This is a genomic window from Nocardia pseudovaccinii NBRC 100343, assembly GCF_001613225.1.
Taxonomy (GTDB): domain Bacteria; phylum Actinomycetota; class Actinomycetes; order Mycobacteriales; family Mycobacteriaceae; genus Nocardia; species Nocardia pseudovaccinii.
Genome location: NZ_BDBY01000250.1, coordinates 18,199 through 43,999 on the forward strand (window position 1 = coordinate 18,199; position 25,801 = coordinate 43,999).

Sequence of the window (25,801 nt, forward strand, 5' to 3'; positions counted from 1 at the left end):
AAAGCAGTTTTCAGCCTAAAATTGTATACTTGAACAATGGAGACTTTTGTTCGCGACGGTTTGATATTCGATGTCACCGAAAGAGGGCCAACCGGCGGGGAGGTGGTGATATTACTACACGGATTTCCAGGGGGCTCGGAAACCTGGGATACGGTGTCTCGCATTCTCGCAAACGATGGTTACCGGGTACTTGTGCCGACCCAGCGCGGCTACGCACCAAAGGCTAGGCCAACCCCCGTAAAGGACTACCGGTTGAGTGAGTTGGTTGGCGATATCCTGGCTCTATGTGACGCTGCGCAGGCATCCAAGGTGCACCTCGTCGGGCACGACTGGGGGGGGAGCGTCGGTTGGGCTATGGCAGGGACGTGCTCAGATCGGCTGCATTCGCTCACTATTATTTCGATGCCACATCCCGCCGCGTATGTAAAGTCGTTGGTTTCAAGTCGGCAACCATTGCTCTCCTGGTATGTTATATTTTTTCTGATCCCACTCGTTCCGGAGTCGTTGATCCTGGCCAAGAATGGCTCGGTCGGGCGCCGATGGCTCGAACGTATGGGGCTAACGTCATCCTTTGCCGACAGGTATATTAGTCGGTATCTAACAGACAAAGGCGGCCTGCGGGGGGCTGTCAATTGGTACCGCGCTATACCGTATGAAATATTCGACCGGAGACTTGTCGCATCAATCAATGTTCGAACGCTCTACGTGTGGGGAAGCGACGATTCTGCGATTAGCGAGCGAGCCGCGCGGCTGACACGACAGCACGTGACGGACACATTTCGATTTGAGACGCTAGAGAGGGGAACGCATTGGATTCCGGAAGACCACCCAAGAGAGCTGTCTCTCTTGATCAGGGATTGGATCGGTAAGCAATGACACCGCACCGCTGATAACGATGACAACTCCGATCCCAGATTTTAACCCGTACCCGGGGGAAGTCTCTTTTTTGTATCCAGTGTCAAGATCGAGTCGCCCGCCGCTGTTTGCGACAGTTCCGCTCGCCATAGTAGCCATCGGAATGCTCACTGTTTTCATCTTGCAATTCCATGGCGTTGAATCCGTCGGCCGCATCTGCGCAGATCTTCGTCATATAGTTGGACTCGAACCTGCCGAATCAGGAATGTGCTATCTAGACGACAGTGCCGAGTTCCCAATAACCCGCGACATCTATTCGGTCCTGGCGGCTCTCATCCTGGCCGTCACTCCAATATTGATTCGCAGGCAGTGGTCCGGGTACGCAGAACTAATTACACACATGCTCGGACGTGGAACTATCATCCTTCCGCAGCCAGGAGACAGAGATGTCCTAATTTTCGAAGTCTCTAAGGCAAATCGTGACTTCGAGCGGATCGGTCGTCTCGGCCCGTGGATCATGTTGACCATCGCCATTGCAATGTTCGCCGTAATGACAACCGAATCACGTTTCGGCGTATTCCATCTCTTCCAGAGCGGGAACCCATCAGAGGCATGGGCGAAGAGTGCATATACGTCATGGTGGGCGTCACCCGATACAAACTGGATCGGCCCGATCTTTTACATACTGATGGGGACTTGGGGACTCTATCTCATCAGCCAGCAGAACTTGGTCGGCCTGCGAGTAATATGGACCTTTTGGTCCCTGCGACATTCAATACAATTTGGTGCCGATGCCTCCAACGTAGATGGCTACTTCGGCTGGCGGCCAATGCGGACACTTCTTGCAGCTACCTACACCGAGATTGTCATCCACGGAGTCGGATTAATTACCGTCGGCCTCACCCTTCCTCCTGGAGCATTCATTGGACCCCTATCGGTTGCCGCGTTTCAGTGGCTTCTCACACTACCGATCTTCCTACTATTTCCCTTCTTCTTCATTGGGCCCAAAATTGCCGCTTACAAGACACGCGAGATCGCACGACTTGATAGTCAGATCCTCGCGATTGATCCAAGCCTCCCGGAGCACGAACGTATCGCGATCGAGGATACATTTTCAGGGCGGATCGAGCTGATCAGGAACATACCGAGGCTGCCCTTCAGATCACTACGTGATACATCCCTGTTCATACTCGCGTCAACTGCAGACTCCTTAGCTGTCGCTCCCATTTTGCTGATTCTAATCTTGTAACTGACTCGATATTTCCACGTCAAGATGCAGGGTGATCTGGATATGCACGATAACCATGGCATCTGTTACTCGTCCGCAGCATCAATGAACACAACCCGACTGGCGAGAGCCGGAGTGCTCCTATGACCAGCGATTTTGCACAGTCGGCATCTCACTTGGCGTAACGGATCACACCAGGAGCACGAGGATTGAGGCTGGCAGCCCCAGGGCCATCACCCTGTGCTCGACTTCCCGGCTTGATCGCCTTTCAAGAGCATGAGAGCCTTACCTAAAGACCAAAGGTTCCAGGTTTGAGATATGAAGCTTTGGACGGTCGGTCTCAAGCAAAGGAACTGCAGTGTCTCATGCCAGACCTCATCTGGAGGAACATCGCTCGTGGGCGAAAGGGACCAGCAAAAGACGACGCCTGTCGTCGGATGACCTGCGTAAACGCCTCCTCGATACCGCCGTGGAGATGCTTCAGGAGACGGGGCTGACCGTCAGTTTGGCGCACTTGAATATGGAGGAACTAATCCGTGCTGCTGACGTGCCGCGTAGTTCCGTATACCGCGAGTGGGAGACCAAAGAAGCCTTCTATCTCGATCTGATGGAAAAGATGATCGAACCCGCAGCCAAGGACAGTGCTTTTGACGAGGAGACGCTCCAGGTGGCTGAGGCTGTGATCGAGAAACACCAGGATCTGCTGGCGACACGGGAAGGCAGGCGGGCTGTGCTGCGCGAGGCTGTACGTCAAGCAGTCGCGCGTAACGTCGCCGCGCTCAGTACCGCCCTTTCCTATCGCACCTTCACCGCGCTAGTCGCGACGCTGCCGAGCCTGGTTGGTGCCGATCAGGAGCGGATATTGGTGGTCCTGCGCGGCATTGAACAACAGTTCAAAGGCCGACTGGCAAAGTATTACGAGGATCTGATTCCGCAGCTGGGTCTGCGCTTTAAGCGGGGCTACAGCGGGACGACCCTCGCATTGACTGGCTCATCGGTCATCGAAGGCTATATCAGCCGCCAGTCTACCAATCCCGTCATCGTGAGTACGCCGGTCATGATGCCCGGTCTCACAGAAGAAGCCGCCGAGTGGCATATAGCCGCCGTCGGATTCCTCGCCGTGGTCGACGGCATGACAGAGCCAGACCCAGCGTTCGGTGAGGAATCGGCCCGCTCCTCGCCGCCATAGGAATAACTCCCGACGCGGATGCCGCCTTCGCGGCTTCATGACGATCTTCGGTGGACCAAGGCCCGTTCGCTGCTATTCCCACTGCGCCTGGGAACGGATCCCTGCCCCGTGCCGACCGCTCTCGCCATGGGAATCTATGACGGCATCCCAGTCTGCAGGCCGTAGAACAAGGCCGGGGACTCCTATGCATAACTCAAAGGAGGAACGTGTCTAACGATGAACCTGGCCTAACTTTACGACGGGCTCACATGGGCGACCGGTGCGCGCCGGAAGCGCACCCGGCACTGTCAGCAGCCGAACTGAAAGAACACCTGCTCAATATCGCCGTAGTGATGCTGCGGGAGACGGGCCTCACGGTGGGTCTGGCGCATCTCAGTCTGGAACCTCGCAGGCGCCTCCGACAGCGTTCTGGACAACCTTGCCCGCGCACTCCAACTCGACGATGCCGAGCGCGCCCATCTGTTCGACCTCGCCCGCGCCGCCGTCCCCACGCCCCGTGCGGCAACGCCGCTCGAAGACGAGTACCGGCGTCACCGCGGCCATCCAGCACATGCTCGACGCGATCACCGACGCACCCGCCTGGATCCGCAACGCCCGCCACGACCACCTGGCCACCAACGCACTGGCCCGCGCCCTCTACGCCCCGCTGCTCGCAGACCCTCGCCGCCCTGCCAACACCGCCCGCTTCGTCTATCTCGACCCCGCTTCGCGTGACTTCTTCCTCGACTGGGAACGCGCCGCCGACGATGTCGCCGCCATGCTGCGCTCCGAGGCCGGCCGCAACCCGAACGACCGCTAACTCGTCGAGCTGATCGGTGAACTGTCCACGCGCAGTGACGAATTCCGCACCTGCTGGGCCGCCCACAACGTGCGCTTCCACCGCACCGGACACAAGAAACTCCACCACCCCGTCGTCGGCCGCCTCGACCTGGAATTCGAGGCCATGGAATTCCCCGCCCACCCTGGCCTCACCATGCTCGTCTACACCGCATCCCCGAACACACCCACCGCCGACGCCCTCAAACTCCTCGCCACCTGGGCCGCCACCATCGACCAGAACCGTGAATCCACCGGCCAACCGTGAACCGCTCGGTTTATCGACATACGAAACCGCCGGGGCATCGAAACTGTTCAATGACCACGTGTCCCGCGGGGTCTGAGAGGGATCGCGGCAACAGTGCCCGCTTGCGCTACCACGGTGACTTCGACTGGTACGGCATCGCCATCGCCAACTTCCTGCGCGGCCGATTCGACTGGGCCCCATGGCGATTCGATCACCAGCAGTACCGTGCGGCCGTGACCGACACCCCCGGACTGACTGGCAAACCGGTTACCGCGACCTGGGATCCGGATCTGCGACATGCGATGCGAGAACTCGGCAAACAGGTTGAGGAGGAGGCAGTGCTCGACGATCTACTGACCGATCTGGCACCGACCCCGCCGCTCGAGCGGCTCAGCCTTCGAGTTGCGGAAAAGTAACCGGCAGCCGGGGAGCCGAAGATCAAGTTGTACGCGGCCCGGCGCACAGCATCCATCACCGTGGGCTTGGTCGGGGGAGCATTTCGCGCTGGCGGAGTCGGCTGATCTCGATCACGTCCCGTTCCAGGACCAGATCGAGGTAGTTTGCGTACCACCGGGGGCGTGATCGCGCCGCGGGTCGGCGTAACGCCACCGGCATGCCGCCGGCCGGTGATGCGGCGCGCGTATTCGTCTCGTCCGGTTCGAGAAGCGGATCCGGCGTCTTCGGGTGGTCCTGTCGATCGGCTCAGTTTCGGGTCCGTTGTCGGCGCGAATGCGTTGCTGCATGGGCGAAGTCGTGTGTCGTATGCTGCCCGGTGCAGTGCACACCCCAACGGAACGGCGCCTCCAGGGAGAGGGTCCGAGTTCGCGATGGGCTGACCAGTTCGCGGGTGGCCGTGACGTCGCGTTGATGGTTGGCCACGCTGCTTTGCCGATGACCGCAATGGTGCTCAACGCGACGACCAGAACCAGCAGGGATGCGACGATCGCGCGTCCACGTCGGAGACGGCGTTGTGTGGTGCGGTGTGCCCGAGTTGTCAGACCGATATCACGGTCAAGAACGGATCCAGGCCTTTGAAGTCGTCCGCGTTGCGGGTGAACAGCGGTAGATCATGCACCGATGCCACGGCCGCGATCATCAGGTCCATCTTGCGTGGTTTGGGGTTTCGCCCCGATGCGACCACCAATTTTGCCATGGAGGTAAACCGCCGGGCCGCCGCGGAAGCGAAAGGCAGCGCATCGAAACCATGCTCGACCTCGAGCAGTCGCTCGGTGCGCACCGCCAGCGCTTCCGGTGTGGCGGCGACCGCGATGCCCAAACCCAGTTCGGCGAGTGTGATTGTGCTGATCCTCGCTCGAACCGGCAGTTCGGCCTCGTCGATGACGCTGATGTCGATGAGCACACAGGTGTCCAGCAGTCCCACTGGAACTCGTTTATCCGATTCCGGTTCAGTCATCGAGGCGGTCCTCCCCGAATGCCGCGTCGATTTCAGCTCGCTCGGCCGTGCCGCTGCTGATATCGGCGAAGCGGGCAAGCCGTGCCTTGAGGTCGGCGACCGCCATGTCCTGTCGTGGCGCGATGGGCCGCAGTTCGCCGACGGCGCGACCGTTGCGGGTGATGACGAAGTCCTCGCCGGCTTCGAGTGCATCCATCACGCCAGCGCTGCCGTTGCGTAGCTCGGCCTGTGTGATCGTTCTCGTCATGGCTCCACGATAGCAACCGATGCTATCGATTGCTATCAGTCTTGGAAGGATCGCTCATGCACACGATCGTCTCAGCTGTGCCATTGCCGTGTGTTCGAGGGGCGAGCGAACTTCCACTCGCGCACGCAGGTGTGTCACCGGTGACGGGAATGTGTGCGGCGAGTGGCGCTTTCAGCGCGTGTGCGCCACGGCCGGGGCGGCTGCGAGCGAGTCGGAGGGTAAGGGTGGGTGGTTGACAGTCGAGCACGTATTTACGTCAGATTTGACGCAAATACGTGCTCGAGTAATGTGCGAGACGGGACTTGATTGCGAATCTCTGTCACCAATGACGCAGATTCGTGTTAGAGGCGTCGTAAATCTAGATCGCCATCAGGTAGCAGCCAAATGGGTTGTTTGTATTCGTGGTTCGGCGGTATTCATTGTGCTGCAACGAGTCTCGTGCTCCCGCGACTGATAGCTGGAAGAGGCCAGCTTGCCTACTACATCGGCGGGCGCTGAGCTGACGCGTCATTGTAGGAAGTCGAGGGCGCAGGCCTGGCCGGTGGATCCCGCGTTTCCGATCGATAGCGCCTGATGCAGGCACCAGGAAATCGCGAAGCGAACGGGCACCGTTCACCTTCGCTGGCGATACGCTGGGCATTGTCGGAAGGTGCGGCATGGCGCCCGGGTTTCGTGCATATACGGAGTGGATTGCCCGCCGCTGATGGTCGAGGATGATCGGCTGCGGACCCAACGTGACGTGAGTATGCCCGTTGCGGTGGAGTTGAGCGCGTCTGGATTCGAGGATGCCGAAGAGGTCGGACGTGGTGGTTTCGGTGTGGTGTATCGCTGCACGCAGGTCGAGCTGGACCGCACGGTGGCGGTGAAGGTGCTTACCGCGGAGTTGGACGCCGACAACCAGGCGCGGTTCTTTCGCGAGCAGCAAGCGATGGGCCGGCTGACCGGACATCCGAACATCGTGACGGTGCTGCAAGTGGGTGTCACCGCGGGCGGCCATCCCTATCTGGTGATGCCGTATCACCCGTTGGATTCACTGGACGCTTGGGTTCGTCGGCAGGGCCCGCTGCCGGTGGAGAGCGTGCTGTGGATCGGGGTGAAGATGGCTGGTGCGCTGGAGAGCGCGCACCGGTTGGGGATCGTGCATCGGGATGTGAAGCCGGGGAACATTCTGCTGACCGACTACGGTGAGCCGGCGTTGACCGATTTCGGTATCGCGCGCACGTCGGTTGGGTTCGAGACGGCCACAGGCATCCTGACCGCGTCCCCGGCGTTCACCGCACCGGAGGTGCTCGGTGGCGAGGCCGCGACACCGGCCGCGGATGTCTATGGGCTGGGCGCGACCTTGTTCTGCGCGCTGACCGGGCATGCGGCGTTCGAGCGTCGCAGTGGTGAGCAGGTGGTGGCGCAGTTTGTGCGGATCACCAGTCAGCCGGTGCCGGATTTGCGGGAAGGCGGTATACCCGGCGATGTGGCGGCGGTGGTGGAATCGGCGATGAACCGGGATCTGCGGCAACGGCCGTCGGCGGCGGAGGTTGGCGAGGCGATAGGGCAGGTACAACGGGACCACGGATACCAGGTCGGTGAGATGGCCGTGTATGGGACAGCGGGCGCGGCCCGGGGCCTTCGGGAGCACACGCCGCCGCAGATATGGGCTGCGCCGCAGATGACAGGATGTCACGGCAGCACCGGCGATCTGCCGCTCGAGTTGACCAGTTTCATCGACCGCCGCACCGAGACGGCGGAGGTGAAGAATCTGTTGTCCACCAACCGGCTGGTGACGTTGACCGGGATCGGTGGTGTCGGCAAGACCCGGCTGGCGTTGCGGGCGGCGTCGAATGCTCGGCGTGATTTCGCCGATGGGGTATGGGTGGTCGAGCTGGCCGACGTGCGTGATCCGGCATTGCTGATCGACGTCGTGGCGGCCGCTCTGGGCCTGCGCGACGATTCGGCCCGGCCGATGCGGCACGTGCTGGTCGAGTTCCTGCGTTCTCGGGAAACGTTGCTCGTCGTGGACAATGGCGAGCAGATTGTGGAGGCATTGGCGGAGCTGGTCGGAACATTGTTGCAGGCGTGTCCTGGCCTGCGGATTCTGGTCACGAGCCGCGAGCCGCTCGATATCGCCGGGGAAACGGTGCTGCGGGTGCTGCCGCTGACCGTTCCAGGCAGCGACAGTGAACCGATGCTGCGGGGACTGCCCAAATACGACGCGGTGACGTTGTTCGCCGAACGCGCCGCGACTGTGGTTCCAGGCTTCGAACTCACCGATGGCAACAAGGCCTCGGTGGCCGGGATCTGTTTCCGGCTCGAGGGGTTGCCGCTGGCGATCGAACTGGCCGCGGCGCGGATGCGCACCATGTCGCCGGACCAGATCCTGGTGCGGCTCACCGACCGATACGCGCTGCTCACCCGCAGCAGCCGCACCGCCCCGAAACGGCAACAGACGCTGCGGTGGTGTATCGACTGGAGCTACCAGCTGTGTACACCGGACGAGCAGCGGCTGTGGGCCCGATTGTCGGTGTTCAGCGGCGGCTTCGAACTCGACGCAGCCGAAGTTGTGTGCGGTGCGGACCTGGAGCGGGAGAATCTGCTGGACGCGTTGTCCTCCCTGGTGGACAAGTCGATCGTGAACCGGGAGACGCTGGATGACGTCGTGCGGTTCCGGATGCTCGAGACCATGCGCGACTACGGTCGGGGCAGACTGCAAGCGACCGGCGAATACGAGGAACTCCGTCGAGCACACCGTGACTGGTGCCAGCGGCTGGTGCTGGAAGCGGAGGCCGGTTGGATCAGCGACCGGCAACCCTATTGGCTGGCCCGGCTCGAACGCGAGCAACCCAATCTGCGGGAGATGCTCGAGTTCTGCCTGTCCGACGACAGCACGGAGTCGGCCGAGGCCGGACTGCGCACCGCCACCGCATTGGTTGCGTTCTGGGGTTTTCGGGGACTGTACGGTGCGGGCCGACGCTGGCTCGACCGCGCTCTCGCCCACCCCGCCGCGCAGTCGATACCCGACCGGGTCCGCGCACTCAATGCCAGTAGTACCGCAGCCGCGATGCAGCGGGACCTGCAGTCGTCAGCTGCCTTCCTGGATGAAGGGCGCGCACTGGCCGAACAGGATCAGACTCCCCTGAACCAGGCACTGATCGTCGGAGCCGAGGGCGCCCTGGCACTGTTTCGAGGAGAATCTGGTTGCGCGATCTCCCGCTTCGAGCAGGCCATAGAAGTGTTCAGCTCGAACCGGCTAGGACTCCTCCATGTTTCTGCATTGGTGTTGCTCGGTTGGGCACACGCAGCCCAAGGCGACATGCCACGGGCGATCGAGTGTCATGACCAAATTCTTTCCATTACCGAAGCGTGCGGTGAATCGCTGTTTCGCTCGACCGCTCTTGGGGCGAAGGGCATTGTCGTATGGCAGCAAGGCGAGCGGTCCCAGGCGCACCAGTTGCTGCGGGAATCGCTGCGAGTCAACCGGTCCACACGCAGCCCTCTCCTTGCGGCCCTCGATCTCGAGGGACTGGCCTGGATCGCCGCGGATAGCGATGGTGAGCGCACAGCCGTTCTGATGGGTACCGTGGAAAATCTGTTGCGGTCTACCTCCGGTTTTTCGATTTTCTTCCCGGAGCTATCCCGGGTGCACGACGAATGTGAGCGGACGGTCCGTCGCGCGCTCGGTGACCGACGATTCGAAACGGCATTCCGGCGCGGCCAGGCCATGGGGATGAACGCCGCGGTGGCCTACGCACTCGGGGAGGCACCAGCAGCCACGCCCGCCGCTTCGGAACTGCAATTGACCAAACGCGAACAGCAGGTCGCAGACCTCGTCGCCCAAGGACTCACCAACAAGCAGATCGCGGCGAAATTGGTGATCTCGCAACGCACCGCGGACGGACATGTCGAACATATCCTGAGCAAACTCGGATTCACCTCCCGCGCACAGATCGCGGCCTGGATTGTGGACGCGGCCCAGCGAGCGAGTTCTTGACCGCATGACATTCGGTCTGCTGAGGAATCGGTTGACGCGATTCAACGCCCACTGCAGCCAAGCAGCTGAGTTGGGAACCGTCGTCGCGTTATTCCGGCGTTGTTCGACAGCGCGTGACCACGTGATCCACCTCAGGCTCGCGGCACCGCCAGAATGGTCACCGCCGCGACCGCAGTAGGGCCGCCGACGTTGTGCGCCAAGCCAATTCTCGCCCGATCGACCTGATTGGCGGCATCGCCGCGCAACTGTTCGAACAGTTCGACGCACTGGGCCACACCGGTGGCCCCCGGTGGATGCCCCTTTGCCTTCAAACCGCCGCTCGGATTTACCGGCAGCGCGCCGTCGACGCTGGTGACACCGGCTTCCAGTAGTTTGTGCGCCTCGAATCGGTCGGCGAAGCCGAGGTCCTCGTAGCTGATCAGTTCGACACCAGTGAAGAAGTCGTGCACCTCGGCTACGTCCACATCCGCCGGAGTCAGCCCGGCCATACCGAATGCGGCCTTGGCGGCGCGGACCGTCGCGGGGAAAGTTGTCATATCCCGTTTGTGTTGGTGCATTACCGAATCCAAGCCGAGCCCGACTCCGCGGACCCACACCGGACGATCGGTGTAGCGGTCCACGACATCCTCAGCAGCCAGCACCAGCGCCGCCGCGCCATCGCTCTGCGGAGCGCAGTCGTAGAGCCCGAACGGGGTCACCACGGTCGGCGCCGCGAGCGCCTCCTCGATGGTGATTTCGAAACGCAACCGCGCTTTGCGGTTTCGGACGCCGTGACGGTGGTTCTTCACCGCGACCATCGCCATATGCTCCCGGGTGGCAGGCGATTCGTGCAGATACCGCGCGACGTGCAGGGCATAGCCGGCGGGTGCGACCAGGCCGAGGGGATAGTCCCACGCCATATCCCGCGTCATCGCGCCCCACTCCCACAGCATGTCCTTCGACGCCGATTCGCGCAGCTTGTCGGCGCCGAGCACGAGCGCGACATCGACTGCGCCGGAAGCGATACCGAAGACTGCGTTGCGGACCGCGTCATGTCCAGTTGCACAACCGTTTTCGACGCGGGTAACTGGAATGTCCGCTAGGCCAAGGGTGTCGGCGAGGATGCCGGAGGGGAATCCGTCGGTGGTGCCGAGCTCACCGAACCAGGCGGCTTGGATATCGGATTTGCGCAATCCTTTGTCGACGCTGGCCGCGCATTCGGCGAACGCCATCGGCACCAAATCTTTGATGCCCAGGGCGAAATGCTCGGCGAAGGCTGTCATCCCCGCCCCGACAACGGCGACTCTCCTCATGTCGCTAGCCTGCGGGAGTTCCCGCGTCTCCTCGACAGCACGAGCGCCGCACGATTGTTTCTCATGCTGCCACCTCCAGATCTGGTTCGAAGGCATAGCCGTAATCCGGCACGCCTGATCGCACGGCCACCCGGCGCAGCACCATGCGACCGCGGTCACCGATATCGACCGCGCCCGGCTCGGCGCCGGTGACCTTCACCAGCGCGCGCACCCCCACCTCGTCGAGCTCCACGATGACCAGCGAATACGGCGTCTTCAACCCCGGCACCGGCACGTGCACCGTTACACCGGTGTAGACGACGGCAGTACGCGGCAACGGCACCAAGGTGTAACCGGTGTGCAGCGCACCGTCGGGGCCGACCCGGTAGCGCGGCGGGAAATCCAATTCATCTGCGTCGGTATGCTTTCCGGCCACCCAACGCACCTTGGCCTCGAACGCCCGCTCATAGGCGGCCAGCGAAATCGGGATCTCGGCGCCCGGGATGAACGTGCTGTCGGGCTTGTCCCGAGCCGCCGACTCCCGTCGGCGGACCTCCACCGCGCCGGCTGCCACCGTGACACCGGACAGGCTGGCCTGCTCGACACCCACCAGCGGGCCGGTCTGCTCCGACTCGGCGATAGCGGCCAGCGCGAACAAACCCGCACTCGCTCCCAGTGTCGGCAGCGGCGCGGGCGTACCCACACACAGATCGACCGCTTGCTCGTGTTCGACCCCGGCCACCGCGATCGGAGTATCCAACCATGCGACCGCCAGCGATCCCAGCAGACCACGTTCGTGCAGCAACCGGGAATCACCGTAATCGTGCACTACGCCAGAGGCATGGCGTGTGCGGACCGGCAGACTGCGCGCGATCCGCGCCGCGGTCCGCACTTGCAGCCCGCGCTCGGCCGTCAGCGCCGCGGCTGCGCCGGCCGGCTCCAGGTCCACACCGATGACCAAGGTCCTCGGCCGAGCCGAGCTCAAAGCGTCCAGTGCCGCGGGCGCACCACCTAGCCGCTCGATCACCTCCAGCTCCGGATCCAACCCCAAACCCGCCAGCAGCACCGCGGCATTACCGCCCTCCAGCAGCGGCAGATCCCGACTCACCAGGACCACATGTTCCACGCCGGCACCACCATCGAGCGCGGCCCGTCCGGCTTCCACCGCGAGGGTGACGGCGTCCTCGTCGTCACCGGGCATCCGCTGATCGGCCGCACCCCAGCAGGGCAGATATGTTCCGATCGAAGCGATAAACGGCATTCGAATCTCCCGATGTTCGAGGTGACGAATGGTCATCACCGATCCCGATCTCGTGCTGCCACCGATCCAGTTGCCTGCATATGGGTTTCCTCATGTGTGCCATCAGGTGCCAGCAGGCCTGGGACATGGGGATCGGGCACAGGTACCGCGCTCAGCAACTGCCGGGTGTAAGGGTGCGTCGGATTGTCGAACAGTTCGTCGGCGGGCTTCGCCTCGACGATCTGCCCATTGCGCATCACGGCAATGTGATCGGCGAAGGTGCGTACCAGCGACAGGTTGTGGGAAATGAACAGGTAGGACATCCCACGCTCGGCCTGGAGTTCGAGCAGGAGGTTTATCACCTGTGCCTGGATGGACACATCCAGTGACGCGGTGGGTTCGTCACAGACGACCAGATACGGCTTGGTCGCCAACGCGCGTGCGATTGCGATGCGTTGGAGTTGACCGCCCGACATCTCATAGGGGAACCGATCGATCTGATCCGGCCGGATTCCGACGCGCTCCAGTAGCCGCAACGCCTCCTCGGCTCGTTCCCGCCGGCTGAGGTCGGTGTGGAACCGCAACGGTTCAGCGACCGCCGCGCCAACTGTGACCTTGGGGTTCAACGACGAGTAGGGATCTTGGAAGATCATCTGCATGCGAGCCCGCATCCTGCGTAGCTCATGGGCTCGCAATGATCGGATATCGACGCCGTCGAAATGAATTGTGCCGGCATCCGGTTCGATCAACCGTAGAATCATCCGGCCTGTTGTCGATTTCCCAGCGCCCGATTCGCCGACGATGGCCAACGTCTGACCGGCTCGGAGTGAGAACCCGACCCCATCAACTGCGGTCGGCCGCCCGGTGCCCTTTCCGCGATGATGCTCGAAGGACTTCCGCAGCCCCTCGACGGTGAGGATCGCGGTGGTGGTATCACTGGCCATGGTTTCCCCTGAGCACGAGTTCCGGCGCGCGGACACAACGGCAGGCATGTCCGTCCACGACGTCGATCAGGCTGGTCCCCGGCTCATCGCAGCGGTCGGGAACGAACCACGTGCAGCGCGGTGCGAACCGGCATCCCGGCGACCATTCCATTGGCGGGGGTACCGTCCCGCTGATTGTCCGGAGCCGGCGGCTGGCGCGATCCGCACGGGGGATCGAGTTCACCAACGCCTCGGTATACGGGTGGCGAGCGTGATCGAAGAGCTCGACCGAGGATGCCTGCTCGACGATCTGACCGGCGTACATCACCGCCACGCGATCACAGACCTGAGCCACGACACCGAGGTCGTGCGTGATCAGCAGGACTGCCAGGCCGAGCTCCTGCTGCAGATCATGCAACAGCCGCAGGACCTGACGCTGGATCGTCACGTCGAGGGCCGTGGTCGGCTCGTCCGCGATGAGCACCACCGGCTCGCAGATGATGGCCAGTGCGATCATCACGCGCTGGGCCATGCCACCACTGAATTGGTGGGGATAGTCGTCGAGGCGCGAGCGCGGCTGCTTGATCCCGACCAGGTTCAACACCGCCGCCGCCCGATCAGCCGCCGCCCGCCGCGAGATGCCGAGGTGGCGACGGGCCACCTCGATCAACTGCTGACCGACTGTGAAGGAGGGGTCGAGACAGCGCATCGCGTCCTGGAAGACCATCCCGATCCGCCGACCGCGCACATCCTCCAGTTCTCGTTGCCCGGCACCGACGAGCTCTCGGCCATCGACCTTGATCGAGCCCCCGGCCACCCTCGCGACTCGTGGGAGTACGCCCATGACCGCGAGCGATGTCATCGTCTTGCCGCATCCCGACTCGCCGACCAAGCCGAGCGTCTCTCCGCGTTGGACCTCGAAGCTGACACCGGTCACCACGGGGACATCGGCAGCAGCCAACCGCAGCTCCACGGTCAAATCTGTCACGTTCAGAACATTCGATTTCATATCAGCTCCTCCCGTGCCCACGGCCGAGCGCGTCGCGGAGCCCGTCTCCGAATATGGACATCGCCAGGATGGTCAGGCAGATCACGACCGCCGGCGGATAGAGCTGCCAGGTCGAGGACTGAATTGCCTGGAAGGCATCCTGAGCCATGGAGCCCCAACTTGCTGTCGGCGCTTTGACGCCCAGGCCGAGAAAGCTCAAGGACGCCTCCACCACGATCGCCATGCCCAGTGCAAAGGAGATCTGCACGAGAATCGGATCGCCGACATTGGGCAGCACATGCCGCCAGAGCAGCCGCGGCAGCGGGCAGCCCGCAGCTCGTTCGGCCTCGATATAGGTCTGTTCGCGCACGATTCGCGTTTGCACACGAGTGACTCGGAAGAATCGGGGGACGAGGAGGATGCCGACCGCGAACATCGCGTTGGCGAGCCCGGGACCTCGAATCCCGACGATCACCATGGCGAGCAGCAAGGGCGGGATGCTCAGCACCGTGTCGGAGACAGCGTTCAGGGCGGCGTCGATCCGCCGATGCGCGTAGCCCGCGATCAATCCGAGAGGTACGCCGACGGCTAGCCCGACCCCGACGGCGAGCGCCGAACCGAATACCGAGGCCTGTGCGCCGACGATCAGACGTGCCAGGAGATCACGGCCGAGGCGGTCGGTGCCCAGCCAGTGCTGCGAGGACGGGCCGAGATTCCGGTCGGCAAGTACTTGCGCGTTGGGATCGAGGGTGAACCATGGGCCGATAAAGGTGATCACAACTATCAGGACCAGGAAGATCGCCGCGGCGATGGCGGTGCGGTCTGCGAGCAGACGCCGCATGGTGCGGCTGCGGATATGGGTATGGCGGACGGAGTTGACCCTTGCGAGTGCGCTATGCGTGGCGGGGGGCGAGTCGATCATTGATCACATCCACAAGGAGGTTGACGAGGAGAACGATGAGCGCGGAGACCACCACAATGCCGATGATCAGCGGGAGGTCGCGTTGAGCGACCGCCGAGTAGGTGAGCGAGCCGATCCCGGGGAGGTTGAAGATGCGTTCGACGACGACCGCGCCCCCCAGCGTGCGCGCAAATTGCAGGCCGGCGACCGTGATCACCGGGGTCGCGGAGTTCTTCATGGCGTGTTTTCCGACAACTTGCCACCGGCGCAGCCCACGGGCCGTCGCGGCACGGATGAAGTCCTTGTCGAATGTGTCGATCAAGGCGCCGCGCGTCTGCCTGGTCATCTCGGCCAGCGGCACGGCCGCCAGCGTCAAAGCCGGCAGTGCGATGTGCCGGAGCCATTCGACAGGATCGTGCCCGATGGGGACGTATCCCAAGGAAGGCAGCAGGTGGCTGTTGACCGCGAATACGGTCAGCAGCACCAGACCGAGGACGTGCGGTGGCACCGCGAGCGAGGCCGACGCGACGAACGACACGGTGCGATCGAAGAGCGAGCGGGGCCGAAGAGCCGCCATCAGACCACACGGGATGCTGAGCAGCGCCGCGAGTGCCATCGCGACGACGGTCAAGGACGCGGTGACCGGAATCGCCGTCCAGATCAATTCACCCACCCCAACGCCAGGGCGTACCTGCAGTGACGTCCCGACGTCGCCGTGGACCGCGTGCCGGACGAATTCCGCCCAGCGAACAATGATCGGTTCGTCGAGCCCCATGTGCTCGCGGACCCGCGCCACGTCGGCGGGGGTAGCGAACTCGCCGGCCGCGATCTGAGCCGGGTCGCCCGGAACCAGGTCGAGCAGCAGGAAGGCGACGAAGCTGACGCCCACGAGCGTGACCACGGTGCTGAGCAAGCGCCACAGTCCGGCGCGCACCGCCCGGCTCCGGCGCGCGGCGCGGGAATGATCGTCGGTCGCACTGTCGGCTTCGAGCCGGACCATCCCGGCATGGACGTCGATCAGCCCATGCCGGGGCATGTCACCGGCGGGTGCGGTCGACACGACACTGGTCCACGGTGCTCGCGAGCCCGCCGCCACCTGGTCGGTGCGGGAGTTCCCGATAATTCAGAAGGGGAGTATCGAACTTCGTCGGAGTCGCCATGACGAGTGGTCCTTTCACGCATCTCGAACCGTGGGCGCGGTTCGAGACGGCCTTCCCGTGGCCGGTGCGGGCTGTCGGTGTCATCGGCCGGAGTGGTCTCAGCTGATCGCGTTTTCCGCGCAGAAGGCGAGATCGTCCAACATCGGCTGAATTCGTCGCGCTCGGATAGCCCCGACCAGCTCGGGATGGGTGAAGATGTACCTGCGGTTGGCGCGAATGCCACGGACGACAATCCGCCCCACCTGCTCCGCATCCATTCGCACCGGCAGATCGAGTTCCTTCGGCGTCGGCAGCGGACCGCCGAATCGGGCTGGCCGATTGGCCGCAGATGTTTCGTCGAGATTGGTGAGCACCGCGCCCGGACACAGCACCGACACTCCGATACCGAACTGCTCCAGCTCGTGGCCGAGCACCTCTCCGTATCCGAGCACTGCGTGCTTCAGCACGGTGTAACAGCCGATGTTGATACCGCCGGTTTCCGCGAATGGGAACGACACCACGCCCGCGGTCGAAGACGTGATGACGATGTGACCGCCTTGGCCGTGCGCCCGCAGCAGTGGCAGGAAAGCCCTGACCACCCGGACGGCCGCCATCACATTGAAGTCGAAATGCCATGCCCAGTCGTCGTCACTGGCGTCGGTGACCGGTGAATCGCTGATGACACCGACAGTATGGATCAGCAGCTGCACATCGCCGAGCTTGCTTTCCGCCTCGACCGCGGCGCGTGCCAACGACTGGTCGTCGGTGGCGTCGGCCTGCGTCGAGAACGCCGTACCACCATTCTTGTTGATCTCGTCCCGCACTGCGGCCGCGCTGTCGCCATTGATGTCGGCGACAAGCACGCGCACACCTTCATCCGCGAGAGCGAGGGCGATTCCCCGTCCGATTCCGCTGCCGCCACCGACGACGACGGCACCTCGGCTTTTGAGTTCGTCCAGAGCCATCTCGTTGTTTCCCTTCATTCTTGGTCGAGCGAGCCGGGATACGGCCCGCCGCATGATCACTTGGTCAGGCCGACACCGCGGATGTCCACGGAGGTCGAGAGCTGGGAGAACGGCAGTCGATCGACCCCGACCATGTTCGAACGCATGAGCAGGGCGACGGTCTGGTTGCAGATCGGGATGTGTGTCGGCTCCTTGAAGAGCCGCCTGGTCAGATCCTGATAAGCGGCCGAGCGCTGAGGGCTGCCGAGTTCGAGTGCACGAGCAGCATCGGCAGCCGGTACCAGTGCTGCGGCGGCATTGCCGGGATTCAGTTGCCCGGCGCCGATATGCGTCGCGAACAACACGCTGGGGTCGGGATAGGTAATCGACTGCTGGTGGACCATCGCGCCGTACTTGCCCTGCCCGAAGACCGATCGCACGAGAGCGGGCTCGGTCGGAATGAGGTTCAGGGTCACGCCGACTTTGGCGAGCATGCCCTGCACCATCTGGGCGATCGTGCGCGGCGGCTCCAAATTCGACGCCAGCGTGTCGAGCGTGAATCTCCCCACGCCCTCTTCGGCAAGAATCCGCTTCGCCTCATCCACGTTGTAGTCGTAGTTCAGGCCGTCGACATAGCCGGGGTAGGCGGCCGGCAATGCCTCGCTGTTGGGCGGGCATGCGCCCTCCAGGGCAGCCGAGATCGCCGCACGGTCGATCGCCAGGTTCAACGCCAGACGCACCCGCGGGTTGTTCAGCGGGGGAGTCGCCGCGTTGAGAAACATGACCTGCTGCATGGAGTCTCCGTACACATGCAGCTGGTACTGGCCGGTGCTCCCGATATCCTTCGCCTGCATCCAAGTCGCCGGGGTGACGCTCACGATGTCGGCACCGCCCGAGGTGAGCAGGTTGACGCGCGCCGCGTCATCGGCAACGGCGATGAGCTCGACCCGGTCGGGGACGACTAGGTCGTGATCCCAATAATTCGGATTCTTGGCGAGGATGACACGGTCTGTCGCGAACTGTTGCATCATGAACGGCCCCGAACCTGCGGGCGTTTGTTGCAAGTTCGGCGAGTTCAACGCTGCCGGGCTGATCATCGCGCCGGTTGTCGTCGCCAGTCGCAACAGAATCGTCGGGTCCGGGGCTTGCAGGTGAAGACGAACCTGGTACGGACCATCCGCGAACATGTCGGTCACACCGGCCAGTTGCGCCGCGACGGTGGATTCTGGAGCCTTTGCTCGTCGCAGGTTCGCGACCACTGCGTTCGCATCGAAATGTTGACCGTCGTGGAATGTGACGTCGTCACGTAGTTGGAACGTCAAGTCCAACCCGTCATTGGAGAACTTGTACGACGTGGCGAGCTGCGGCGCGACCTCGCTATCGGGGGTGAGCCGCACGAGGCGGTCGTATACCAACACCATCATCGGCATGTCGGCTCCCTGTGACACGCTGCGATGCGGATCCCATTGCCGCCCGACTACAGGGAGGGAATATCGGACCGGCTGGGTGGGATCGAACTGCCCGCCTCCGCTGACCGATCCGCTACCGCTGGATCCGCTACACGCTGTCAGTGCGAGCACGCCCGCAGCCGCCATCAGCGCGCCGAGTTTAACCATCATCTGACGCATTGGTCCCCCTCGCAGGGTCTTCGCGACGGGACCGAGCCCGTCATTGGGCTATCAAATAGTAGATATACCGATATTCGGATGTCAATAGATCGGTATGCAAACTAGATTGCTGTCGGGCCGATGATGGGGAGCTGATCGCGTCGTTCGGAATGGCATTCACGCCCTCTCGTTCGCCCGGCCGAGAGCGAGCCGAGGGCCGCTCATGGCCTATCCGGCTCCGCGCGGAATTCGATGACGAGTCGGCCTCTGGTCCCGCCTCGATCGAGCCGGATATGCGCCTCGCTTGCTCGTTCGGGCGGGAAAGTGTCGGCGACCCGTAAGGTGAGCACCCCGTCTTCGACCTGTTGGCGCAGCCGGTCGAGCTTTTCCCGCTCGCGGCGATACTCGCGGACCCACACCTGGTGGATCGCGATATCGCGCTCGGTGGTGCCCGCGAACGGACGCACCGCGGCGAGCCCGCCGCGGTCGCGGACGGCCGGCAGGATGAGTGCGCCAAGGACCGCGGTGTCGACCAACCCGTCCACGCCGGCGGGCATGATTTCGCGGACGCGCGCGGCGAGATCGTCGCCGCGGCGTACCACCGCGTCGGCGCCGAATGAGCGGACGACCCGCTCGTCGCGCTCGGACGCGACGGCGATCACCCTGAGGTCATCGGCTTTGGCGAGCTGCACCACGTAACCGCCCAGCGTGCCGGCTGCGCCGGTGACTGCGATCGTGCCACCCGGCGGGACCGACAGGAGATCGAGGGCAAGCCGGGCCGTGAGCCCGTTCATCGGCAGGGTAGCGGCGGCACGGAGTGTGGCTCCGGATGGGATACGCACCACGGAACGGGCCGGTGTCACGATGCTGTCGCTATAGCCGCCGTGGTTGCCCTTGGGCATCACGATCGCCATGACCCGGTCGCCGACCCCGAGATCGGTTCCGGTGTCCGGGCCGACTTCGTCCACTATTCCCGCGACGTCCATTCCGGGCACGTACGGGGGCTCGTAGCCTTGCTGACGTTCGTGGCCCAGCCCGGTGCGCACGACCGCGTCGGTCGGGTTCACCGCGGCGGCGTGCACCGCTATGCGCACCTTTCCCGGTCCGGCATGGCGGTCGGGCAGTTCGAAGAGGCGCAGCGCCTCGGGCCCGCCGTACGCATCCGGCATCACTCCTACGACTCGCATCTGCCGCCCGTTCCCTCTGCCGGTCCGATTTACAACTTTGATGGCAGATAATAGGCTAGCCGTTTATTGAGCAGGAGATGCGATGATTCGTCGACCTCAACCGGTGCCAACCGAGCTGACGCGCGGTTTCTGGGATGCCGCGGCACGGCGCGTGCTCAGCATTCAGCGATGTCGCAACTGCGGGCAGCGGTTCCATCCGCCCGTTCCGGTGTGCTCGCGATGTCATTGCGAGAAGCTGCGCTTCGACCCAGTCAGCGGCCTCGGAACGATTTACGCCTACACCGTCATGACCGAGGCGCTGGTGCCCGGCTTCGCGGCGGGTATCCCGCTCGTCGTCGCGGCCGTTGAGCTGGACGAGCAGGAAGGATTGGTCGTGGTGTCGAACCTGGTCGACTTCGGCGGCACGGAGGTGCCGATCGGCGCTCGTGTCGAAGTCGCCTTCGAAGAGCTTCCCGACGGCGGGGGTACTCTCCCGCAGTTCCGGTTCCGCGACGAGCTGATCGCATGATTCGCCGGCGCGGTCGGGGCGCGGCGATCGTCGGCACCGGGTTCTCCGACGTCGCTCGCAGCTCGTCGTCGCCGCTCGGCGCGCATGTGGTTCAGGCATGCTTGCGGGCCATCGACGACTGCGGTTTATCCGTGCACGACATCGACGGGGTGGCCAACTATCCGAACCCCTCGCGGCCCGTCGGTGCGATCGTCGACGGTATCGACGTGGCCGGCGTGAACTACGTCGCGGGCACACTCGGCCTCGACAATCTCGGCTGGGCATGCTCGGTGTCACAGGGGACGGTGATCGGCGCGGTCGGCGAGGCGATCAACGCGGTGCTCGCGGGCTCGGCTCGCCACGTCCTGGTGTGGCGCGCGATGTTCAACCCACCTGGGCGGTTCGGGCGGGTCGAGGTCACTACGGCCGAGGCGAACAATCAGTTCACGCACCCGTACGGACTGGCCCACAATGTGATGCTGTTCGCGCTGCCGTATGCGCGTTACCTGTGGAAATTCGGCAAGTCGAGAGCTGATATGGCCGCATTCGTGTCGAAGAATCGCGACTACGTCGCCGATGACCCCGACTCGGTCTTCGCCGGCCGCGCACTCTCGGTCGACGAATACCTCGCGGCTCGGATGATCGCGACGCCGCTGTCGCTCTACGACTGCGATATGCCGGTCACCGGTTGCGGCGCTGTCGTGGTCGCGGCTGCCGATCGCGCCGTGGACCTGCGCCACCGGCCTGCCTTCGTCGCCGGCCACGTGAGCCTGGGGCTGCCCACCCGCAACAGCGTCATCATGCAGTACGAGCACCTCGCCGAGAGCGGGCGACGGCTCGGCGCGCGGCTGTGGGAGAACGCGGGACTGGATCCGTCCGACGTCGATCAAGCGAACCTTTACGACGGTTTCAGCTACTACGTTCCGTTCTGGGCCGAGTGGCTCGGGTTCTGTGCGGAAGGTGAGGGTCTCGACTACCTGGCGAGCGGCACGAGCGAACGTATCCCGATCAACACCAACGGTGGCGCGCTCGGCCGAGGACGGCTGCACGGCACACCGCAGCTGATCGAGGCGGTTCGACAGCTCCAGGGCCGAGCGCTCCATCAGGTCGGCGGCGCTCGCGTGACGGTCGCCAACGCTGGCGATCCGAGTCACGGCGCGGCCGCCGTCGTCCTCACCAACGAGGCCTGAACCGCGTATCGGCGCGGGTTCGTGAGGTGCCGAGATCGGTCATCATAATTTGACTGGATAGGCGATAATCGGATAGCATACTAAATCTCGCGGATCGCGCGTCGAATTGTTGTTGCGCGGCGTGGAGCTCGAGGGCGTGCGGTTCGGCGCGACCTCGCCGTCGTTCGGAATGGGTGAGTGATGGACCTGACCTGGAACGAGGCCGAAAAGGCCTTCCGGCTCGAGGCGCGTACCTGGTTGGAACGAAACCTGGCCGAGTGGCGCGCCGAGTTGGGCGGTCCGGTGCTGTCCGGTGACACCCGAGCGGGTTTCGCTCAGCACCTGCGATGGGAGCGCCGACTGTTCGCCGACCGATGGGCGGCCATCTCGTGGGTGCCTGAGCACGGTGGCCGTGGCGCATCGTTGTGGGAGTGGCTGCTTTTCGAGGAGGAGTACTACCGCGCCGGGGCACCGGCCCGTGTCACGCAGAATGGAATCTTCCTCTTGGCCCCGTCTATTTACGAGTTCGGCACTCCTGCCCAGCGCGACGGCATTCTGCCGCGGATGGCCGGTGCCGAGGACCTCTGGTGTCAGGGCTGGAGCGAGCCGAACGCCGGCAGCGACCTCGCCTCGGTAACCAGTACGGCCCGGCGTGTCGACGGTGGCTGGGTACTGCACGGCCAGAAGACGTGGACGACGCGAGGGGCGTTCTGCACCCATCTGTTCGGCCTGTTCCGCACGGATTCCGACGTGACACGCCACGGCGGCCTCACCTACCTGCTCGTACCGCTCGACACCCCAGGAGTGACCGTGCGCGGGTTCGGTCGGCTCGACGGCGACGAAGGTTTCGCGGAGGTCTTCTTCGACGAGGCGTTCCTGGTCGATGACGCGGTGGCGGGTGGTGTCGTGCTGGGGCAGCCGGGAAATGGTTGGGCCGTGGCGATGGCCACGGCAGGTTCCGAGCGCGGTCTGACGTTGCGGTCGCCGGGGCGATTTCTGGCGACCGCGGGCCGCTTGGGCGATCTGCTCGCTCAGCGGGGCGGCGATCTCGACCTGCGTCGGCGGGTGGCCGATGCGTGGATGAAGGCCGAGGCCTACCAGTTGCAGACGTTGCAAACGGTGACCCGCCTGGATGCCGGTCAGCCGGTCGGAGCCGAAGCCAGTGTGAGCAAACTGTGGTGGAGCGAACTGGATATCGAACTCCACGAGGTCGCCATGGACCTGCTCGGCGAAGAGGCCGAGCGCGATGGCTCGTGGAGCAAGGGCTGGCAGTTTTCGCTGTCGGGCCCGATCTATGCCGGTACCAACGAGATTCAGCGGAATATCGCCGCTGAACGACTGTTGGGGTTGCCGCGATGAGGTTCGCCTTGACCGACGAGCAGTCGGCGTTCCGCAATGCGGTGGCGGAGTTGTTGGCCAAGGAATGCCCGCTGCCCGTGGTGCGGGCGGCCTGGGAAGCACCGCCCGGCAAGCTCGACCGGGGTGCCTGGCAGCGCCTCGACGCGATGGGCGTGTTGTCGATGCTCGTCCCGGAGTCGCGCGGCGGTCTCGGCCTCGACGAATGCGCCCTTGTGCCCGTTCTGGAACAGACCGGCAGGTCCGCGCTGCCGCATCCGGTCGTCGAGACCGCGATGGTGGCAGCACCGCTCGGCCTGTCCGGCCTGGTCGCTACCGACCTCGGCGGTCGGCTCGTACCGTGCGCCGCCGACGCCGACGTTCTGCTGCTTCGGGCTGGTTCGACAGTACGGGCATACCACCCCGACGAGGTCGTGGTCGCCGACGTGGCGACTGTCGACGGCGCCCGGCGCGCCGCCACGGTGACAGCGGTGGGCGAAGGCACGCTCGTTTCCGACGACCCCACCGAGATCGCCATTGCCCACCAGCACGGCGCCCTCGGCACGGCTGCCCAACTCGTGGGGCTGAGTCGGCGGATGCTCGACCTCACCGTCGCCTATGTCAGTGCGCGGCATCAGTTCGGTGTGCCGGTCGGTTCGTTCCAGGCGGTGAAGCACCGTCTGGCCGACGCGCTGGTGCAGATCGAGTTCGCCGCTCCCGCGGTGCTACGGGGCGGCTACTCGCTCGCATCGCGAGCACCGACAGCCGCTCGCGACGTATCGATGGCCAAGGCGCTGGCGTCCGATGCCGCCGCCGTCACCAGCAGGGCCGCACTGCAATGTCACGGCGCCATCGGCTACACGGTCGAGCACGACCTGCACCTGCTGATGAAACGTGCGTGGGCGCTGGCCCGGTCCTGGGGCGACCGGGCATTTCATACCGATGTCGTCGCGAGGACCCTGGAGGAGATGCGATGAGAGCCAGAGTGCCGGCGCTCGGTGCCGAGGGATGGTTCACCGAGGATGGTCCAGCCTTGATCGGCAGCCGATGCACGACCTGTGGCACGGTGGCGTTCCCCGCGGCTAGCTACCGCTGCGGCAATCCCGGGTGCGACGGACACGAGTTCGCGCAGGAGAGGTTGGGCTCGGCAGGCACCGTGTGGAGCTACACCGACTTGCGTTACCAGCCGCCGTCCCCGTATGTCACGGCAGGGGAGCCGTACCGGCCGTGCGCACTGCTCGCGGTGGAGGTCGACGACAGCGGCCTGGTGATCCTCGGCCAGGCCGTCGCCGACGTGTCGGTGGACGACCTACGGGTGGGTACGCGCGTGCGGCTGGTGATCGACACCCTGTTCAGCGACGACGATCACGACTACACGATCTGGAAGTGGCGCCCGATGGAGGTGGCGGGGTGAATGACGTGATCGTTGCCGGCGTTGGAATGACCCCGTGGGGCAAGTGGGGCCGCTCGTTTGTCGAGTACGGCGTCGAGGCCGCCACGGCGGCACTCGCCGACGCCGGCATCGACTGGCGTGATGTGCAGTTCGTCGCGGCCGGCGAGACCGTCCGCAACGGGTACGCGGGCTACGTCGCCGGGTCGTCGATCGCACAGGCACTTGGATGGTCGGGTGCTCAGCTGGCGACGGCGTACGGCGCCTGTGCGTCGGGCACGATGGCGATCGACGTGGCGCGGGCCCGGATCCTCGCCGGACTGTGCGACATCGCCCTCGTCGTCGGGGCCGACACCACGCCCAAAGGCTTCCTCGCTCCCAACGCCGGCGACCGCCCCAGTGACCCCGACTGGCTGCGGTTCCGCCTGCTCGGCGCGACGAACCCGGCGTATTTCGCACTGGCGGCCCGTAGGCGCATCGACCTCTACGGGGCCACCGTGGACGACTTCGCCGCGGTCAAGGTGAAGAACGCCCGCCACGGTCTCGCCAATCCACGCGCGCGCTTCCGCAAGGAGGTCACGGCAGCGGACGTACTCGCCTCGCCGATTGTCTCCGATCCTTTGCACCTGCTCGACATCTGCGCGACGTCCGACGGCGGCGCGGCCCTGGTGCTGATGAGCGAGTCCAAAGCCCGCCAACTGGCCGGCGCCGCGTCGGCAGTGCGCATCCGGGGCGTCGCCAGCGTCACGCCGACCTACCCGAACACCGTGCTCGAGCTGCCGAACATCGCCACCGACTCATCGGTCGTGGTGCCCGCTCCGCAACGCGCGTACATGGACTCGATCGGCGACACGGCGTACGACCAGGCCGGTATCGGCCCAGACGATGTCGATGTCGCCGAGGTGTACGACCTCGCGACCGCGATCGAACTCGACTGGTACGAGCACCTCGGATTCTGTGCGCCCGGTACCGCCGAGAAGCTGCTGCGCGCAGGTGAGACCGCACTCGGCGGGCGGATCCCGGTGAACCCGAGCGGTGGGCTCTCCTGTCTCGGGGAAGCGGTGCCGGCGCAGGCCATCGCCCAGGTATGCGAGATCACCTGGCAGCTCCAGGGCCGGGCGAACGGGCGTCAAGTCGAAGGTGCTCGCGTCGGTGTCACCGCCAACAAGGGTCTCTTCGGCCACGGCTCGGCAGTCGTCCTGAGTACCTGATCCAGGCTCGCTCCAGGACGTCGAACCGGCA

22 protein-coding genes and 1 pseudogene are annotated in these 25,801 nt (G+C 64.3%); 12 read left to right on the forward strand and 11 right to left on the reverse strand.

The features are described 5' to 3' along the window. Positions 1–36 precede the first annotated feature (36 nt). From NP3_RS51645 to NP3_RS31015, 5 genes and pseudogenes are all read left to right on the forward strand, one after another. Entirely contained in the window at positions 37–876 is an 840-nt protein-coding gene (locus NP3_RS51645) for an alpha/beta fold hydrolase (RefSeq protein ID WP_084509213.1), read from the forward strand. A gap of 19 nt (positions 877–895) precedes the next feature. Continuing rightward, positions 896–2,104 (forward strand): hypothetical protein, encoded by a 1,209-nt coding sequence (locus NP3_RS31000; protein ID WP_157124670.1) that lies wholly within the window; start codon positions 896–898, stop codon positions 2,102–2,104. A gap of 337 nt (positions 2,105–2,441) precedes the next feature. After that, entirely contained in the window at positions 2,442–3,272 is an 831-nt protein-coding gene (locus NP3_RS31005) for a TetR/AcrR family transcriptional regulator (RefSeq protein WP_157124671.1), read from the forward strand. Between the two features lie 366 nt (positions 3,273–3,638). Beyond that, a pseudogene (locus NP3_RS49350) lies at positions 3,639–4,356 on the forward strand (MmyB family transcriptional regulator); the annotation flags it as partial. A 50-nt stretch (positions 4,357–4,406) separates the two neighbouring features. Continuing rightward, complete coding sequence (locus NP3_RS31015; RefSeq protein WP_063045152.1) at positions 4,407–4,751, forward strand: DUF2399 domain-containing protein; 345 nt, start codon at positions 4,407–4,409, stop codon at positions 4,749–4,751. 578 nt (positions 4,752–5,329) lie between these two features. Here the strand turns inward: NP3_RS31015 and NP3_RS31020 are convergent. Further along, on the reverse strand, positions 5,330–5,749 hold the full coding sequence (locus tag NP3_RS31020; protein ID WP_063045153.1) for a type II toxin-antitoxin system VapC family toxin: 420 nt from the start codon (positions 5,747–5,749) through the stop codon (positions 5,330–5,332). Further along, positions 5,742–5,996, reverse strand: a complete 255-nt coding sequence (locus NP3_RS31025) for a type II toxin-antitoxin system Phd/YefM family antitoxin (protein WP_063045154.1) — start codon at positions 5,994–5,996, stop codon at positions 5,742–5,744. The genes NP3_RS31020 and NP3_RS31025 overlap by 8 nt, the downstream gene beginning before the upstream one ends. A gap of 703 nt (positions 5,997–6,699) precedes the next feature. Here NP3_RS31025 and NP3_RS31030 point away from each other — a divergent pair. After that, complete coding sequence (locus tag NP3_RS31030) at positions 6,700–9,978, forward strand: protein kinase domain-containing protein (protein WP_063045155.1); 3,279 nt, start codon at positions 6,700–6,702, stop codon at positions 9,976–9,978. 131 nt (positions 9,979–10,109) lie between these two features. Here NP3_RS31030 and NP3_RS31035 read toward each other — a convergent pair whose 3' ends face one another. The 9 genes from NP3_RS31035 to NP3_RS31075 all read right to left on the reverse strand — a co-directional run bounded on the left by NP3_RS31035 (position 10,110) and on the right by NP3_RS31075 (position 20,178). Continuing rightward, positions 10,110–11,270, reverse strand: coding sequence for a thiolase C-terminal domain-containing protein (locus tag NP3_RS31035; protein WP_063045156.1), 1,161 nt, complete (start codon positions 11,268–11,270; stop codon positions 10,110–10,112). Positions 11,271–11,331: 61 nt separating this feature from the next. Further along, positions 11,332–12,510 (reverse strand): Zn-ribbon domain-containing OB-fold protein, encoded by a 1,179-nt coding sequence (locus NP3_RS31040; protein WP_063045214.1) that lies wholly within the window; start codon positions 12,508–12,510, stop codon positions 11,332–11,334. A gap of 35 nt (positions 12,511–12,545) precedes the next feature. Next, positions 12,546–13,433, reverse strand: coding sequence for an ATP-binding cassette domain-containing protein (locus tag NP3_RS31045; protein ID WP_063045157.1), 888 nt, complete (start codon positions 13,431–13,433; stop codon positions 12,546–12,548). Next, complete coding sequence (locus NP3_RS31050) at positions 13,423–14,421, reverse strand: ABC transporter ATP-binding protein (RefSeq protein ID WP_063045158.1); 999 nt, start codon at positions 14,419–14,421, stop codon at positions 13,423–13,425. The genes NP3_RS31045 and NP3_RS31050 overlap by 11 nt, the downstream gene beginning before the upstream one ends. Before the next feature lies 1 nt (position 14,422). Next, complete coding sequence (locus tag NP3_RS31055; RefSeq protein WP_063045159.1) at positions 14,423–15,322, reverse strand: ABC transporter permease; 900 nt, start codon at positions 15,320–15,322, stop codon at positions 14,423–14,425. Further along, positions 15,294–16,361 carry an ABC transporter permease gene (locus NP3_RS31060; protein ID WP_157124673.1) on the reverse strand — a complete coding sequence of 356 codons (1,068 nt, stop codon included), beginning with the start codon at positions 16,359–16,361 and terminating at the stop codon, positions 15,294–15,296. The genes NP3_RS31055 and NP3_RS31060 overlap by 29 nt, the downstream gene beginning before the upstream one ends. Positions 16,362–16,559: 198 nt before the next feature. Beyond that, positions 16,560–17,405, reverse strand: a complete 846-nt coding sequence (locus tag NP3_RS31065; protein WP_084509229.1) for an SDR family NAD(P)-dependent oxidoreductase — start codon at positions 17,403–17,405, stop codon at positions 16,560–16,562. Positions 17,406–17,461: 56 nt separating this feature from the next. After that, positions 17,462–18,814: an ABC transporter substrate-binding protein gene (locus tag NP3_RS31070; RefSeq protein ID WP_063045161.1), complete on the reverse strand. Its 1,353-nt coding sequence runs from the start codon at positions 18,812–18,814 to the stop codon at positions 17,462–17,464. A 398-nt stretch (positions 18,815–19,212) separates the two neighbouring features. Continuing rightward, the gene (locus NP3_RS31075) at positions 19,213–20,178 is read right to left on the reverse strand and encodes a quinone oxidoreductase family protein (protein WP_063045162.1); all 966 of its coding nucleotides are present in this window, start codon (positions 20,176–20,178) and stop codon (positions 19,213–19,215) included. An 82-nt stretch (positions 20,179–20,260) separates the two neighbouring features. Here NP3_RS31075 and NP3_RS31080 point away from each other — a divergent pair, with 82 nt between their 5' ends. From NP3_RS31080 to NP3_RS31105, 6 genes are all read left to right on the forward strand, one after another. Continuing rightward, the gene (locus NP3_RS31080; protein ID WP_063824959.1) at positions 20,261–20,686 is read left to right on the forward strand and encodes a Zn-ribbon domain-containing OB-fold protein; all 426 of its coding nucleotides are present in this window, start codon (positions 20,261–20,263) and stop codon (positions 20,684–20,686) included. Beyond that, positions 20,683–21,855, forward strand: coding sequence for a thiolase C-terminal domain-containing protein (locus tag NP3_RS31085; protein ID WP_063045164.1), 1,173 nt, complete (start codon positions 20,683–20,685; stop codon positions 21,853–21,855). The genes NP3_RS31080 and NP3_RS31085 overlap by 4 nt, the downstream gene beginning before the upstream one ends. Positions 21,856–22,035: 180 nt before the next feature. Continuing rightward, complete coding sequence (locus tag NP3_RS31090; RefSeq protein ID WP_063045165.1) at positions 22,036–23,193, forward strand: acyl-CoA dehydrogenase family protein; 1,158 nt, start codon at positions 22,036–22,038, stop codon at positions 23,191–23,193. Further along, positions 23,190–24,146 carry an acyl-CoA dehydrogenase family protein gene (locus NP3_RS31095; RefSeq protein ID WP_063045166.1) on the forward strand — a complete coding sequence of 319 codons (957 nt, stop codon included), beginning with the start codon at positions 23,190–23,192 and terminating at the stop codon, positions 24,144–24,146. The genes NP3_RS31090 and NP3_RS31095 overlap by 4 nt, the downstream gene beginning before the upstream one ends. Beyond that, positions 24,143–24,583, forward strand: coding sequence for a Zn-ribbon domain-containing OB-fold protein (locus tag NP3_RS31100; RefSeq protein WP_063045167.1), 441 nt, complete (start codon positions 24,143–24,145; stop codon positions 24,581–24,583). The genes NP3_RS31095 and NP3_RS31100 overlap by 4 nt, the downstream gene beginning before the upstream one ends. Beyond that, positions 24,580–25,770, forward strand: coding sequence for a lipid-transfer protein (locus NP3_RS31105; protein ID WP_176582820.1), 1,191 nt, complete (start codon positions 24,580–24,582; stop codon positions 25,768–25,770). Before NP3_RS31100 ends, NP3_RS31105 begins: the two co-directional genes overlap by 4 nt. Positions 25,771–25,801 lie beyond the last annotated feature (31 nt).

Coding starts and splice junctions, on each gene's coding strand:
- NP3_RS51645 (WP_084509213.1), top strand. CDS start 37: ATGGAGACTTTTGTTCGCGACGGTTTGATATTCGATGTCACCGAAAGA.
- NP3_RS31000 (WP_157124670.1), top strand. CDS start 896: ATGACAACTCCGATCCCAGATTTTAACCCGTACCCGGGGGAAGTCTCT.
- NP3_RS31015 (WP_063045152.1), top strand. CDS start 4,407: ATGACCACGTGTCCCGCGGGGTCTGAGAGGGATCGCGGCAACAGTGCC.
- NP3_RS31020 (WP_063045153.1), bottom strand. CDS start 5,749: ATGACTGAACCGGAATCGGATAAACGAGTTCCAGTGGGACTGCTGGAC.
- NP3_RS31025 (WP_063045154.1), bottom strand. CDS start 5,996: ATGACGAGAACGATCACACAGGCCGAGCTACGCAACGGCAGCGCTGGC.
- NP3_RS31030 (WP_063045155.1), top strand. CDS start 6,700: ATGGTCGAGGATGATCGGCTGCGGACCCAACGTGACGTGAGTATGCCC.
- NP3_RS31035 (WP_063045156.1), bottom strand. CDS start 11,270: ATGAGGAGAGTCGCCGTTGTCGGGGCGGGGATGACAGCCTTCGCCGAG.
- NP3_RS31040 (WP_063045214.1), bottom strand. CDS start 12,510: ATGCCGTTTATCGCTTCGATCGGAACATATCTGCCCTGCTGGGGTGCG.
- NP3_RS31045 (WP_063045157.1), bottom strand. CDS start 13,433: ATGGCCAGTGATACCACCACCGCGATCCTCACCGTCGAGGGGCTGCGG.
- NP3_RS31050 (WP_063045158.1), bottom strand. CDS start 14,421: ATGAAATCGAATGTTCTGAACGTGACAGATTTGACCGTGGAGCTGCGG.
- NP3_RS31055 (WP_063045159.1), bottom strand. CDS start 15,322: ATGATCGACTCGCCCCCCGCCACGCATAGCGCACTCGCAAGGGTCAAC.
- NP3_RS31065 (WP_084509229.1), bottom strand. CDS start 17,405: ATGGCTCTGGACGAACTCAAAAGCCGAGGTGCCGTCGTCGTCGGTGGC.
- NP3_RS31070 (WP_063045161.1), bottom strand. CDS start 18,814: ATGCCGATGATGGTGTTGGTATACGACCGCCTCGTGCGGCTCACCCCC.
- NP3_RS31075 (WP_063045162.1), bottom strand. CDS start 20,178: ATGCGAGTCGTAGGAGTGATGCCGGATGCGTACGGCGGGCCCGAGGCG.
- NP3_RS31080 (WP_063824959.1), top strand. CDS start 20,261: ATGATTCGTCGACCTCAACCGGTGCCAACCGAGCTGACGCGCGGTTTC.
- NP3_RS31085 (WP_063045164.1), top strand. CDS start 20,683: ATGATTCGCCGGCGCGGTCGGGGCGCGGCGATCGTCGGCACCGGGTTC.
- NP3_RS31090 (WP_063045165.1), top strand. CDS start 22,036: ATGGACCTGACCTGGAACGAGGCCGAAAAGGCCTTCCGGCTCGAGGCG.
- NP3_RS31095 (WP_063045166.1), top strand. CDS start 23,190: ATGAGGTTCGCCTTGACCGACGAGCAGTCGGCGTTCCGCAATGCGGTG.
- NP3_RS31100 (WP_063045167.1), top strand. CDS start 24,143: ATGAGAGCCAGAGTGCCGGCGCTCGGTGCCGAGGGATGGTTCACCGAG.